Here is a 13,441-nt window from a genome sequence, read left to right as displayed (position 1 = left end):
AATTAATATTATCACTAAAGCATTTGTTGAGAAATATAGATTCTTCGCTTCGCTCTGAATGACAAAACAATTACCTTTGATTAAATTTCTTTTTTAATCATGAACGACACACTCATTCTATTTATAGCCATTATTATTTCAGCTGGTATTGGCGCTATTATTGGACTCAAATTTGCACAGCTAAAAAGTAAAAGTGACAAAAGTACGCTTGAAGAACGTAATGCGAACTTGCAACAACAGTTTAATGAATTTAAGCAGTTCTCAGAAACCGAAAACCAAAAACAAGACCAGTATTTTAATCAGCAATTATTAGAATTAAAAGAGAATATAGCTAAAACAGAATCAGAACGCGAAAACATTAGAAAAGAGAAAGATTTTTTAAGTACCGAACTATCGCGACGCAATACAGAGTTTGAAAATTTACAACAACAAAACCTTAAACGCGATGAGGAATTAGCGCAGCAACAAATTCAACTTCGTAAAGATTTTGAATTAATGGCTTCAAAAATTCTAGAAGAAAAATCTGAGAAATTTACGCTTCAGAATAAAGAAAACATTAAACAAATATTAAATCCGTTACAAGAAAAGATACACCTTTTTGAGAAAAAAGTAGACGATACACAAAAAGAAAGTATCAGTATGCACTCGGCTTTAAAAGAACAATTGTTGGGTTTAAAAGATTTGAACCAACAAATGACTAAGGAAGCAACCAATTTAACCAAAGCCTTAAAAGGTGATAGCAAAATGCAAGGAAATTGGGGAGAATTGGTGTTAGAGCGCGTTTTGGAAAAATCTGGATTAGAAAAAGATAGAGAATATTTTGTACAACAGAATTTTCAGCGCGAAGATGGTTCTCGTGTAATGCCAGATGTGGTTTTACATCTTCCAGGTTCTAAAAAAATGATTATTGACTCTAAGGTTTCCTTAACCGATTATGAACGTATGGTTAATGCAGACGATGAAGAAAGAGCCATATTTTTAAAAGCCCACGTGAATTCTATAAAAAGACATGTAGATCAATTATCCGCAAAAAATTATCAAGATTTATATGATATAGAATCACCTGATTTTGTACTTATGTTCATCCCTATTGAACCTGCTTTTGCAGTTGCAATAAACGAAGACAATTCACTTTATAATAAAGCATTTGAGCAAAATATAGTTATCGTTACTCCTTCTACTCTTTTAGCGACATTACGTACTATTGATTCTATGTGGAACAATGAAAAGCAACAACAAAACGCCTTAGAAATTGCAAAACAAGCTGGAGCACTTTATGATAAATTTGAAGGTTTAGTTATCGATTTAACAGGTGTTGGTAAAAAGATTGATGCTGCTAAAAGCGACTACTCTTCTGCAATGAATAAGCTTGTAGAAGGAAAAGGAAACTTAATTAGCAGAGTAGAAAAAATTAAGAAAATGGGAGCTAAAGCGAAGAAATCACTTCCAGAAAGTATTATAAAACGTGCTAATCAAGACGATTTAGATTAAATATTTAATGTGTTATTATGCAACAATAACTAACTTGCCTAACCTAAAACCTTTTATTTATGTTTAGAACTACTGAAGATTCTAGAGTCCAGATTTCAGAATTAATGAAACCAGCTCATGCCAATTTTGGCGGAAAAATACATGGAGGTTATATTCTAAGCTTAATGGATAATATCGCTTTTGCTTGTGCCTCTAAACATTCTAGAAGTTATTGTGTTACAGCATCTGTAAATAAAGTTAACTTTTTAAATCCTATTGAAGTTGGCGAACTAGTAACTATGAAAGCCTCTGTTAACTACGTTGGTCGATCTTCAATGGTTGTAGGTATTAGAGTAGAGTCTGAAAACATTAGAACAGGTGAAACAAAGCATTGTAATTCTTCTTACTTTATTATGGTTGCTGTAGATGAAGACGGAAAAAAAGTAACTGTACCTGGTTTAATATTAACAAATAAATTAGCCGCAAAACGTTTTATTAAATCTATTATTAGACGCGATAGTGATATTAAGAGAAGTAAAGATTTACATCAACTTTATAAAAACGTTGAAGAACACTTAGATCAACTTAAGGATTATCGTGTGAAAATTGACTTTAAATAAAAAAAGCTGCTTCATTTCTGAAACAGCTTAATCTTTATGTTTGTTTTCTTTTATTGCTTTACAAAGCGCTTTGTCTGTGTTTCATTATCACTAGAAACCTTAACTAAGTATACACCTGTTTTCCAACTCGACACATCTACAGATGCTTTTAATTGGGTAATAGTACTTTTATAAATACGCTTTCCTAAAACATCATATACTTCAAGAATCATATTCTGAGACGCTTTTGGTAATCTGATATTTAGTTTATCCTTAGAAGGATTAGGCGTAATTTTAAAGCTACCATCTTGAAACAAATCTGTATCGTTGGTAAAACAAGAAATTGTTTCTATGTTATCTTTTAACTCTATTCCACTTACAGCATCCATTGATGCGTGCGCAAACATGGTTCCAAAAGCGAAAATAGAAGTAAGTCCGAGTAATGTTTTTTTCATACAATTTGGGTATTCTTATAGCTAAGTTAGTAAATATTAAGTAATAACATTTACAATTCATCGAAAACTATGCCATTTATTTACTCAAATACATTTTTCTTCTAGCGTATAAATCATAAAATTGATCATCCTTTAAGCTATCTATGAATAAAATACTTTCTCCTGTACTCTTCATTTCAGGTCCTAATTGCTTATTCACATTAGGAAACTTATTAAAAGAGAATACAGGTTGCTTAATTGCATAACCTTCTAATTGAGGGTTAAAATCAAAATCTGTTACCTTTTTCTTACCTAACATTACTTTAGTTGCATAGTTTACATAAGGTTCTTTATAAGCTTTTGCAATAAATGGCACTGTACGAGATGCTCTTGGGTTAGCTTCTATAATATATACTAATTCATCTTTTATAGCGAATTGAATATTAATTAATCCAACCGTATTTAATGCTCTTGCAATAGTATGTGTATGATCTTTTATTTGCTGCATTACCAATTCACCTAAGTTAAATGGTGGCAACGTTGCATTACTATCACCTGAGTGGATACCACATGGTTCTATATGCTCCATAATACCAATAATATAAACATTACCATCTGCGTCACAAATTGCATCTGCTTCTGCTTCAATAGCACCATCTAAATAATGATCTAATAATAATTTGTTACCTGGAATCGATTTTAATAAATCAATAACATGAGATTCTAACTCCTGCTTATTAATTACAATTTTCATCCCTTGGCCACCAAGTACGTAAGAAGGTCTTACTAAAATCGGAAAATCTAAAACATCCGCAATCGCTAATGCTTCATCTGCAGATTCTGCAACATCAAACTCAGGATAAGGAATATTATGCTCCTTTAAAATGTTTGAAAAACTCCCTCTATCTTCAGCTAAATCTAGTGATTTAAAGCTTGTTCCCATAATCTTAACTCCCCATTTTTCTAACTTCTCGGCAAGCTTCAATGCTGTTTGTCCACCTAACTGAACAATAACACCTTCTGGTTTTTCATGCTGAATGATATCATAAATATGCTCCCAGAAAACAGGCTCAAAATAAAGTTTGTCTGCGATATCAAAATCGGTAGAAACCGTTTCTGGATTACAGTTAATCATAATAGTTTCGTAACCACATTCTGCGGCTGCTAAAACGCCATGTACACAACAGTAATCGAACTCAATACCTTGACCAATTCGGTTTGGACCAGAACCTAAAACGATTATTTTCTTTTTATCACTTACAATACTCTCGTTTTGTACGTATACTTCACCATCAACTGTTTCTACTTCACTTTCAAAAGTTGAATAATAATATGGTGTTTGAGCTTTAAATTCTGCTGCACAAGTATCTACTAATTTAAAAACACGGTTAATGTTAAATTCCATTCGTTTGTTACGAACTTCACTTTCTAAACAATCTAGCATATGCGCTATTTGTCTATCTCCATAGCCTTTTTGCTTTGCTTCTAGTAATAATTCGCGTTCAATTGTATCAATCTTGAATGTAGAAATCTCTTTTTGAAGTTGAAATAACTCTTCATATTGCTTTAAAAACCACATATCAATTTTTGTGATTTCGTGAATACGATTTAAAGGAATTCCGATAGCAATAGCATCATAAATTACAAATACTCTATCCCAACTTGCATAAGTTAGTTTCTCTATAATTGTGTCGTAATCAGTGTAACCTTTACCGTCAGCACCTAATCCATTTCTCTTTATCTCTAAAGACTGGGTTGCTTTGTGTAATGCTTCTTGAAACGAACGACCAATTGACATTACCTCACCTACAGCCTTCATCTGCAAACCTAAAGTTCTGTCTGAACCTTCAAATTTATCAAAGTTCCAACGTGGAATTTTAACCACAACGTAGTCTAAAGTTGGTTCAAATAATGCTGAAGTTGATTTTGTAATCTGATTATCTAATTCATCTAAATTATAACCAATCGCTAATTTCGCCGCAATTTTAGCAATAGGATAACCCGTTGCTTTACTTGCTAATGCAGAAGAACGCGATACTCTTGGATTAATTTCAATAGCAATAATTTCCTCTTCATCATCCGGACTTACAGCAAACTGTACATTACATCCTCCTGCAAAATCTCCAATACTACGCATCATATGAATTGCCATATCACGCATTTTCTGTTGTGTTTTATCAGACAACGTCATTGCTGGAGCAAGTGTAATTGAATCACCTGTATGAATACCCATTGGATCCATATTCTCAATAGTACAGATAATAACAACATTATCGTTTTTATCCCTAAGTAGCTCTAATTCATATTCTTTCCAACCTATCAAGGCTTTATCAATCATCACTTCATGTATTGGAGACACTTCCAAACCATGCGTTAACTTTTTATCAAACTCATCTTCTTTAAAAACAAAAGACGCTCCTGCTCCACCTAAAGTATAAGATGCTCTAATAACTAAAGGAAAACCAAACTCTTGCGCAATTTCCTTACCTTTAAGAAAAGAGGTTGCTGTTGCTTGAGGTGCCATGCCAATGCCAATTTTCAACATTAGTTCTCTAAATTGCTCTCTATCTTCAGTAATATTAATAGCATCAATATCTACACCTATTATATCAACTCCAAAATCTTTCCAAATTCCTTTTTCATCTGCTTCAATACATAAATTTAAAGCTGTTTGCCCTCCCATTGTTGGCAAAACGGCATCAATTTGAGGATGTTCTTTTAAAATTTGAATTAACGATTTTGTAGTTAATGGCAATAAGTATACGTGATCTGCCATTGTAGGATCCGTCATAATCGTTGCAGGATTAGAATTGATTAATATAGTTTCAATTCCATCCTCTCTCAAAGAACGTAATGCTTGAGAACCAGAGTAATCAAATTCGCAGGCTTGTCCAATAACAATAGGACCTGAACCAATAAGTAAAATAGATTTTATGTTGTCATTTTTTGGCATGAGAATATATGTTTAGTGTTGTAATAAATCTTTATTTTAATTAGCGCTACAAAAATAAGTATCAATTGGATACAAAAAAAGGCGTTACACCTAAGTAACGCCCTAATATATTAACAATTGTTAATCATTATTTTTTATGTCTTGATTCAGTTGAAACAGACAATTTTTTTCTTCCTTTAGCTCTTCTACGTGCTAAAACTTTTCTTCCGTTAACAGAAGCCATTCTTTCTCTGAAACCATGTTTGTTTCTTCTCTTTCTCTTTGACGGTTGAAATGTTCTTTTTGGCATGACTTATATTTTTAAAAACTAATTTTTCTTTAATTGATTGAGAGCTATCTCAAAACTGCGTGCAAATATACAACAAGTTTTCATTTTAGCAAGAGCCAAAAGAAAATATTTACACGGAATTTATTTTAACTTTTCTAATTCTTTAAAAACGGCTAAAAATCAAGCTAATTACTCGTATTAACTTACTTATAAATAAAGAATGAGGTTCAAAAATAGCCTTATCTGCTCAACTTTCATCACATTTTCTATTAAAATATAAAGTCAATAAAAAATCATTGAATGTAAACTCTTTGTTTTTATTACCTTTGCGATCTGCAAAAACACACGGAAACATGTTTAATAAAAATATAAAATTAGTTATTGCTGCTTTAATCATTGGTTTTGGCATCTATCAATTCACAGAAGGATATATTGGTAATGGTATAATGTATATCTTACTATCCACGATTTTCATTTTCCTTTACTTTAAAAATGAAATGATTCTATTAGCTTTTTTAAAACTAAGAAAACAAGATTTTGTTGGTGCTAAGAAATGGTTAGACAAGATTAAAAACCCTGAAGGCGCTTTAGTAAAGAAGCAACAAGGTTATTTAAATTACCTCAATGGTATTATGGTTTCTCAAACTAATATGAATGAAGCTGAAGGTTATTTTAAGAAAGCCATTAGTTTAGGTTTATCTATGGACCACGATTTAGCTATGGCAAAATTAAACTTAGCCGGAATTGCTTTTTCTAAACGTAGAAAACCTGAAGCTCAAAAACTTTTAGCTGAAGCTGAAAAATTAGACAAAAGAGATATGCTTGCTGATCAAATAAAAATGATGAAGCAACAAATGAAAAAAGCTGTAATGCCAAAACAACAATATGGTCAACCAACTTCTGCTAGACAAAATCGTAGAAGTAGAAGATAAATTTTAAATTCATCAATATAAAAAAGGCTTAAACATATATGTTTAAGCCTTTTTTATATACCTATAGTAGGTTATAATTAATTTGATTACGATTATAAATATCTATAAAATAAATTATTAAAATCAACTATAATAAAGGAGCCATTAGACGCGCAACAGCTTCAATAAGTTTTGTGCGTTTAGAACGGTTTCGCCACGTTTGTAAATCGAGTTGATGACAATCTTTTAAATCAGCTTTAAAAAATTCTGTTAGTTGATGACTGATGTCTTTACTATATATTAGTGCATTGACTTCAAAATTAATATTGAAACTTCTATAGTCCATATTAGTTGTACCAACTGTACTAAAAACACCATCGACAACCATAGTTTTTGCATGTATAAAACCTTTGGTATAACGATAAACCTCCACGCCTGCTTCTAATAGCAATTCTAAATAAGAATTAGTTGCGTACTCTGCAATCCACGAATCCGATTTTTTAGGTATTATAATCTTAACATCCTTATTACTCCTAGCAATAACTTGTAGTGCTGTAACAATTTCACTATTCGGAATAAAATAAGGTGTTGTAACGTATACATGGTCTTCTGCATTGGTAATGGCAACAAAAATAGCTTCCATAATATTAGACCAATCTGTATCTGGTCCACTAGCAGCTATTTGCAATGGTACATTTTCTTTACAATTATGCTCAGGAAAATAGTCTTTAGAAATTTCTAATTCTGAATTACTTACAAAATCCCAAGTCGTAAAAAATAAAATCTGCATCGGCTTTACAGCTTCACCTACAATACGAAGATGTGTATCTCGCCAATACCTCTTGTTATTATGATTAACGTAATCATCAGAAACATTAATACCACCTAAATAACCAATTTTACCATCGATAACGGTTATTTTTCGATGGTCTCTATAATTCATCTGACCCGTAAACTTTGTAAACATAACAGGCATAAAAGGATTCATCTCAATACCAGAATCTTTTAATTGACGTTTCATTTTTGATGATATAGAACTTCCTACATCATCTATTACTATTCTTATTTTTAGACCTTCTTTTGCCTTTTCACATAAGATATTAAGTAATTCTGTGCCAATGATATCATCTTTAATTACAAAGTATTCGAGATGAATGTGATGTTTTGCTTCTTTTAAATCTTTAAAAAGCAGTTTAAATTTATCATCACCATTTTTAATAAGCTTTACGTCATTATTAATAGTGAGCTTAGATTTTTCGCTATTGTATAAAAGCGGAATCAGTTTTGATTTCTGGTCTAGTAAATCATCGACTTCACTAATGGCTTTTGTCTCTAGCTCTAAAGTCTCCTGAATTTTCTTTACAACAGATTGGTTTAAAACATTTTTTCTACTAAAGATTTTTGTCTTACGATGCTCTTGTCCAAAAAGGTAATAAACGATTAAGCCTAAAAATGGAAAAGCCAACAAACCAATTATATAACTCAGCGCTTTTGTAGGATTTACTTTTTTAAGCAGAATAGTTACGACGGCAGATAATGCAATCGCATAATTAAGAATAATTAGAATTTGCCAGATATGGTTTCTAACAAATCCCACAACTTAAGGCTTAACGCTATAAAATCCTTCCTTAGGAATTTCTATTAAATAAGACTTACGAGATTTATTATTTAGATGTGGCTCTCTTAACCAAGGATTATGAAGTTTTAAAATTTTATAGTTAATACCAAAACGTTTTGCAAACTTCGCAAAATCCGTAACTGCTGTATCGACTTCTACCTTATAAGTAGGTACTTCCTTATATAAGTGCGACTTATTAAAGTTAAAACCATATTTACTTGGGTTTGATAGTATTTCTTTTAAAGCAACAATTCTAAATACATAACGACCAGTTTCTTCACCTAAAAGTAAATCGTAATAACCAGTTACGTCTTGATCTTTTAATCGTCTAGACACACCATAATTACCTGCATTATATGCTGCAGCAGCTTTGGTCCAAGACCCTAAGCTTTCTTTTGCTTTCTTTAAGTAATTACAAGCTACTTCTGTTGCTTTTTCTATATTATAACGCTCATCTACATTATCATTTACTTCCAAACCATTCTCACGTCCAGTAGCTTTCATAATTTGCCAAAACCCACTTGCTCCTGCCGGTGATTTTGCTGTTTGTACTAATCCGCTTTCAATAACTGCTAAATATTTAAAATCATCTGGCACACCATTCCTTGCTAAAATTGGTTCTATAATCGGAAAATATTTTTGCGCACGTTTAAACATTAAAAGTCCATTAGACTGCCAATATGTATTTACCAATAATTCGCGATCCATACGCTCATAAATATCTGGATCTTCAACAGGAACTGGTTCTCCTGCAAAGTTTAAATCATCAGGCATTTCTAATGCATATACATTATAACTATTAACAATTGGATCCTCTTTTCCTATATTATAATCTGAAGGTGCTTTTTCTTCGGGTGACTTTTGCATTGAGAAGATAAACAAGCCCGAAATACAGACTACGCCTACTAATGCTAAACTATTCTTTATAATTTTCATATTCTTTTCTTTTTTTTCTAATTTATAAATGTAATCAATCTATAGACAAGATTAAAATCACGATTCAATAAGTTTTGGTAAATTTTCGTTAAACCATTTATACTTATTAATGATCATTATGTGCGTTCCGCCTTTAATAACAATACAATTTCCACTGCAAGAATGTGGAAAAACAGCATCATTATCACCATGAATATATATTGCCTCAGGATGTGCCTCTTCTTGATCCCAACAAACAACTTGTTTTATTGCCCAATCGAGATACGTTTTATCATTAACCGATAGATACTTTTTATATAAGTCTACACGTTTCTTTATGGTTTCTCCAAAAGCATATTTTGTCAATAAATCTATATTACTAACTAATTGTGTAGGTAGAATATTATACGCTTTAGTAACTTTAAGTAACTTTAGCCGTTTTGGCAGTTCATGATGTGATTTCACGCTAGAAACCACAATCAATTTTTTCACCTTTAAAAGTTTACTCATTTCTTGTACCAAAATGCCTCCAAATGATACACCGAGTAAAACAATATTGCTATGTTCAATAAATTTACACATACGTTGTGCATACTCTCGCAATGTCTCATTTTTATTAGGAATCTGCCATTCTAACCAGTGAATTTCATAATTTTCTTCTGGTAACTTTATATTCTCAAAAATAGAAGGATTTGCAGCCATGCCTGGCATTAAATAGACATGAGTCAATGTGGTATTCATAGGTTATAAAACTATTTAAATGGGACGTCTTAACGAATTACAATTTAAGGTTTTAACACCAATAAACTCATAAATTCGTTGATTTTTTGTACCTTTGCAAAGCAAAACTATACATTTTATAGTATCTACACGCCAACCTCTAATTTAAAATTAAGAAATTATGACAGAAACTGCAACATTGATTGACAATGATTTTCTAAGACAATTTGAATTAAACGTTGAAAATGAAATGGCGATAATAGAATATTCTTTACAGGAACGAAAGATATTCTTAACAAAGATGATTATTCCTGATGCTATTAGAACTGATGAGTTTGAACTAGACTTTATTGATTTAGTATTTAGTAACATTAAAGAGCGTAATATCAGCGTTGTACCTACAAGTCCTGAAATCGCGAAATTTGTAAGACGAAACAGAAAATATAAGCGTATGCTACCGGTTGGTATTCGTATATAGTTTGAAAAGAATTAATAAAAAAATCCGAAGCTTATTAAGTTTCGGATTTTTTTTATGAATTTATACTACGCAATCATAGTGTCTACAAAGTCAAACCGAACCAAACCATCTTCATCAATTTCAGTAAGGTTTACGGTATGCAAGGTATTAACCAATTCGGGATTCCAAGGCGCTTTCACTTTTACATAGTTTTCTGTAAAACCATGAATATAACCTTCTTTGTTTTCGCCTTCAAACAAAACTGTACGCTTAGTGTCTAATTGTTTTTCGTAAAAAGCTCTTCGCTTTTTAGCAGACAAACCTCTTAACATCTTACTACGTTTTGCTCTTACGTTTTTATAAACAGCGCCTTCCATGTCTGCAGCTTCAGTATTGTCGCGCTCAGAATAGGTAAACACATGTAAATAAGAAATATCTAATTCACTCAAAAAATTGTAAGTCTCTAAGAACAACTCGTCTGTTTCTCCTGGGAAACCAACAATAACATCTACTCCAATACAAGCATGTGGCATTACTTCTTTTATTTTAGTGACTCTGTCAACGTATAATTCTTTCATGTAACGACGTTTCATCATTTTTAAGATGTCGTTGCTTCCACTTTGTAATGGTACATGAAAATGAGGTACAAATGCTCTCGATTTAGATACTAAATCTATAGTTTCATTCTTTAGTAAATTAGGCTCAATAGATGAAATTCTCAATCGCTCAATACCTTCTACTTTATCGAGTTGGGTTACTAAATCTAAAAAGGTATGCTCGTGTTTTTTATTTCCAAATTCACCTTTTCCGTAATCACCAATATTAACGCCTGTTAAAACAATTTCTTTAATTCCTTGTTCTGAAATTTCTTTTGCATTCTGTAAAACATTAGTCATTGTATCACTACGAGAAATACCTCTCGCCAAAGGAATTGTACAATACGTGCATTTATAATCACAACCGTCTTGCACTTTTAAAAATGCTCTAGTTCTATCTCCAATAGAATAACTACCAACGTAAAAATCAGCTTCCTCTATTTCGCAAGAGTGTACTTCTCCAAAATCATTTTTAGATAAATCATTTAAATAATCTGTAATTTTGAATTTCTCGGTTGCACCTAAAACCAAATCCACACCATTAACATCTGCTAATTCCTCTGGTTTTAATTGCGCATAGCAACCAATGGCTGCCACAAATGCTTCAGGATTATTCTTTTGAGCTTGCTTTACAATGGTCTTAAATCGTTTGTCTGCATTTTCGGTTACAGAACAGGTATTAATAACATAAATATCAGCTTTTTCTTTAAAGTCCACACGATCAAAACCTTCATCTGTAAAACCCCTTGCAATTGTAGATGTTTCAGAAAAATTAAGTTTACAACCTAGTGTATAAAATGCGACTTTTTTTGTTGAATTCATTCTTGTACTTTTACCAAGTTGGCAAACTTACAACATATAAATTATATGCTAAAACACATATCATTATTATCTAAGCGGTTATTATATTATTCATTGATATTAATGATAGTATCTTGTAACTCAAAAACAAAAGATGACAATAGCAATCTCGTTTTTAAATACAACGAACATAAAAACATTGGTTCACTGGATCCAGCATTCTCAAAAGATTTAGCAGACATCTGGGCAACACATCAGTTATTTAATGGATTGGTACAAATGGATGACCAACTCAATGTTAAACCATGTATTGCAAAAAACTGGACAATTACAGACAGTGCAAAAACATACACGTTTATACTCAGAAAAGATGTGTATTTCCATAAACATCAATTGTTTGGAAAGGATTCTATTAGAGCTACAACAGCTTCAGATTTTGAATATAGTTTTAATCGCTTACTAGACAAATCCATTGCTTCTCCAGGAAGTTGGGTTTTAAAGAAGGTTGATAACTTTTCAACTGTGAACGATTCTACTTTTCAAATTAAACTAAAACAACCGTTTCCAGCATTTTTAGGATTGTTAACCATGAAATATTGTTCTGTTGTACCGAAGGAAATTGTAGAACATTATGGAAATGATTTTAGGTCGAATCCTATAGGAACTGGCCCATTTAAATTTAAACGATGGGAAGAAAACTTAAAATTAGTTTTTAGAAGAAATAACCATTATTTTGAAACTGATGCAGAAGGACAACAATTACCATATCTTGAAGCTATTGCCATTACCTTTTTACCAGATAAGCAAAGTGAGTTTCTTCAGTTTGCGCAAGGCAATATTGATTTTGTTTCGGGTTTAGATGGTTCTTATAAAGATGAAATTCTAACAGCAGAAGGAAAATTAAGAGCTGCTTATTCTAATGATATAAAGATGATTAGAGGACCATATCTCAATACAGAATACTTGGCATTTTTTATGGAAAGTGAGGTCAAAACAATTCAATCTTTAAAACTTCGTAAGGCAATTAATATTGGCTTTGACAGAACTAAAATGATGACTTATTTAAGAAATGGTATTGGGATTCCTGCAAATGGAGGTTTCATCCCTAAAGGGCTACCAGGTTTTGATGCTACCATTGGTTTTTCATATCAACCTGAATTAGCTAAACAATTGGTTGCTGAATATAAAGCCGAAACTGGAAATCAGAATCCCGAAATCACATTAACAACTACAAGCAACTATTTAAGTTTTTGCGAATTTATTCAGCGCGAACTTCAAAAAACAGGTTTATTGGTTAATGCAGATGTTATACCGCCTTCAAGTTTAAAAGATGCTAAAGCCAATGGTCAACTCGATTTTTTTAGAGCGAGTTGGATTGCTGATTATCCTGATGCTGAGAATTATCTATCTTTATATTACAGTCATAATTTTGCTCCAAATGGTCCAAACTACACACATTTTAAGAATGAACTATTCGACCAAATGTACGAAGCTGCCTATTTAGAAACTGACCCAGAACTGAGAGCACAATTGTATACTAAAATGGATTCGCTTATAATGGACTCTGCTCCTATAGTGCCTCTATTCTATGATGAAGTAGTCCGCTTTACTAGAAAAAATGTAAATGGTTTAGGTATTAATGCTACTAACTTATTAGAACTAAAATCTGTAAATAAAACAAAAAATTTAAACTTATAAA

At 31.8% G+C, this 13,441-nt stretch carries 12 protein-coding genes; 5 read left to right on the top strand and 7 right to left on the bottom strand.

Annotated features, from left to right (window positions below; all coding sequences use genetic code 11):
- Positions 1-99 precede the first annotated feature (99 nt).
- Positions 100-1,491 (top strand): DNA recombination protein RmuC, encoded by a 1,392-nt coding sequence (rmuC, locus tag Q0807_RS05495; protein WP_299107318.1) that lies wholly within the window; start codon positions 100-102, stop codon positions 1,489-1,491.
- 59 nt (positions 1,492-1,550) lie between these two features.
- Positions 1,551-2,090, top strand: a complete 540-nt coding sequence (locus Q0807_RS05490) for an acyl-CoA thioesterase (protein WP_299107316.1) — start codon at positions 1,551-1,553, stop codon at positions 2,088-2,090.
- Between the two features lie 50 nt (positions 2,091-2,140).
- On the opposite strand, the gene Q0807_RS05485 is transcribed toward Q0807_RS05490, so the two are convergent.
- The 3 genes from Q0807_RS05485 to rpmH all read right to left on the bottom strand — a co-directional run bounded on the left by Q0807_RS05485 (position 2,141) and on the right by rpmH (position 5,745).
- Complete coding sequence (locus tag Q0807_RS05485; RefSeq protein ID WP_299107314.1) at positions 2,141-2,524, bottom strand: T9SS type A sorting domain-containing protein; 384 nt, start codon at positions 2,522-2,524, stop codon at positions 2,141-2,143.
- Between the two features lie 76 nt (positions 2,525-2,600).
- A complete protein-coding gene (carB, locus tag Q0807_RS05480; RefSeq protein ID WP_299107312.1) occupies positions 2,601-5,456 on the bottom strand; it encodes a carbamoyl-phosphate synthase large subunit in 2,856 nt (951 codons plus the stop codon).
- A gap of 127 nt (positions 5,457-5,583) precedes the next feature.
- Positions 5,584-5,745 carry a 50S ribosomal protein L34 gene (gene rpmH, locus Q0807_RS05475; protein ID WP_115818167.1) on the bottom strand — a complete coding sequence of 54 codons (162 nt, stop codon included), beginning with the start codon at positions 5,743-5,745 and terminating at the stop codon, positions 5,584-5,586.
- Between the two features lie 332 nt (positions 5,746-6,077).
- Between rpmH and Q0807_RS05470 the strand changes: the two genes are divergently transcribed.
- Positions 6,078-6,656 carry a DUF2892 domain-containing protein gene (locus Q0807_RS05470; protein ID WP_299107306.1) on the top strand — a complete coding sequence of 193 codons (579 nt, stop codon included), beginning with the start codon at positions 6,078-6,080 and terminating at the stop codon, positions 6,654-6,656.
- Positions 6,657-6,783: 127 nt separating this feature from the next.
- Here the strand turns inward: Q0807_RS05470 and cls are convergent, their stop codons facing one another.
- The 3 genes from cls to Q0807_RS05455 are packed head-to-tail and all read right to left on the bottom strand — an operon-like array spanning position 6,784 to position 9,909.
- Positions 6,784-8,232, bottom strand: a complete 1,449-nt coding sequence (gene cls / locus Q0807_RS05465; protein WP_299107304.1) for a cardiolipin synthase — start codon at positions 8,230-8,232, stop codon at positions 6,784-6,786.
- A gap of 3 nt (positions 8,233-8,235) precedes the next feature.
- Complete coding sequence (locus tag Q0807_RS05460) at positions 8,236-9,189, bottom strand: lytic transglycosylase domain-containing protein (protein WP_299107303.1); 954 nt, start codon at positions 9,187-9,189, stop codon at positions 8,236-8,238.
- Positions 9,190-9,246: 57 nt separating this feature from the next.
- The gene (locus tag Q0807_RS05455; protein ID WP_299107301.1) at positions 9,247-9,909 is read right to left on the bottom strand and encodes an alpha/beta fold hydrolase; all 663 of its coding nucleotides are present in this window, start codon (positions 9,907-9,909) and stop codon (positions 9,247-9,249) included.
- Between the two features lie 160 nt (positions 9,910-10,069).
- Here Q0807_RS05455 and Q0807_RS05450 point away from each other — a divergent pair, with 160 nt between their 5' ends.
- Positions 10,070-10,366 carry an N-acetyltransferase gene (locus Q0807_RS05450; RefSeq protein ID WP_299107299.1) on the top strand — a complete coding sequence of 99 codons (297 nt, stop codon included), beginning with the start codon at positions 10,070-10,072 and terminating at the stop codon, positions 10,364-10,366.
- A gap of 65 nt (positions 10,367-10,431) precedes the next feature.
- On the opposite strand, the gene mtaB is transcribed toward Q0807_RS05450, so the two are convergent.
- Positions 10,432-11,763 carry a tRNA (N(6)-L-threonylcarbamoyladenosine(37)-C(2))-methylthiotransferase MtaB gene (mtaB, locus tag Q0807_RS05445; RefSeq protein ID WP_299107297.1) on the bottom strand — a complete coding sequence of 444 codons (1,332 nt, stop codon included), beginning with the start codon at positions 11,761-11,763 and terminating at the stop codon, positions 10,432-10,434.
- Positions 11,764-11,865: 102 nt separating this feature from the next.
- Between mtaB and Q0807_RS05440 the strand changes: the two genes are divergently transcribed.
- Complete coding sequence (locus tag Q0807_RS05440) at positions 11,866-13,440, top strand: ABC transporter substrate-binding protein (RefSeq protein ID WP_299107295.1); 1,575 nt, start codon at positions 11,866-11,868, stop codon at positions 13,438-13,440.
- Position 13,441 lies beyond the last annotated feature (1 nt).

The organism is uncultured Winogradskyella sp., from assembly GCF_947495255.1.
GTDB lineage: Bacteria > Bacteroidota > Bacteroidia > Flavobacteriales > Flavobacteriaceae > Winogradskyella.
This window is presented reverse-complemented; position numbering and strand designations above follow the sequence as displayed.

Excerpts from the sequence above, each read along its gene's own strand:
- mtaB (WP_299107297.1), bottom strand. The coding sequence starts at position 11,763 with ATGAATTCAACAAAAAAAGTCGCATTTTATACACTAGGTTGTAAACTT.
- Q0807_RS05440 (WP_299107295.1), top strand. The coding sequence starts at position 11,866 with ATGATAGTATCTTGTAACTCAAAAACAAAAGATGACAATAGCAATCTC.
- Q0807_RS05460 (WP_299107303.1), bottom strand. The coding sequence starts at position 9,189 with ATGAAAATTATAAAGAATAGTTTAGCATTAGTAGGCGTAGTCTGTATT.
- Q0807_RS05450 (WP_299107299.1), top strand. The coding sequence starts at position 10,070 with ATGACAGAAACTGCAACATTGATTGACAATGATTTTCTAAGACAATTT.
- Q0807_RS05490 (WP_299107316.1), top strand. The coding sequence starts at position 1,551 with ATGTTTAGAACTACTGAAGATTCTAGAGTCCAGATTTCAGAATTAATG.
- Q0807_RS05470 (WP_299107306.1), top strand. The coding sequence starts at position 6,078 with ATGTTTAATAAAAATATAAAATTAGTTATTGCTGCTTTAATCATTGGT.
- carB (WP_299107312.1), bottom strand. The coding sequence starts at position 5,456 with ATGCCAAAAAATGACAACATAAAATCTATTTTACTTATTGGTTCAGGT.
- Q0807_RS05485 (WP_299107314.1), bottom strand. The coding sequence starts at position 2,524 with ATGAAAAAAACATTACTCGGACTTACTTCTATTTTCGCTTTTGGAACC.
- Q0807_RS05455 (WP_299107301.1), bottom strand. The coding sequence starts at position 9,909 with ATGAATACCACATTGACTCATGTCTATTTAATGCCAGGCATGGCTGCA.
- rmuC (WP_299107318.1), top strand. The coding sequence starts at position 100 with ATGAACGACACACTCATTCTATTTATAGCCATTATTATTTCAGCTGGT.
- rpmH (WP_115818167.1), bottom strand. The coding sequence starts at position 5,745 with ATGCCAAAAAGAACATTTCAACCGTCAAAGAGAAAGAGAAGAAACAAA.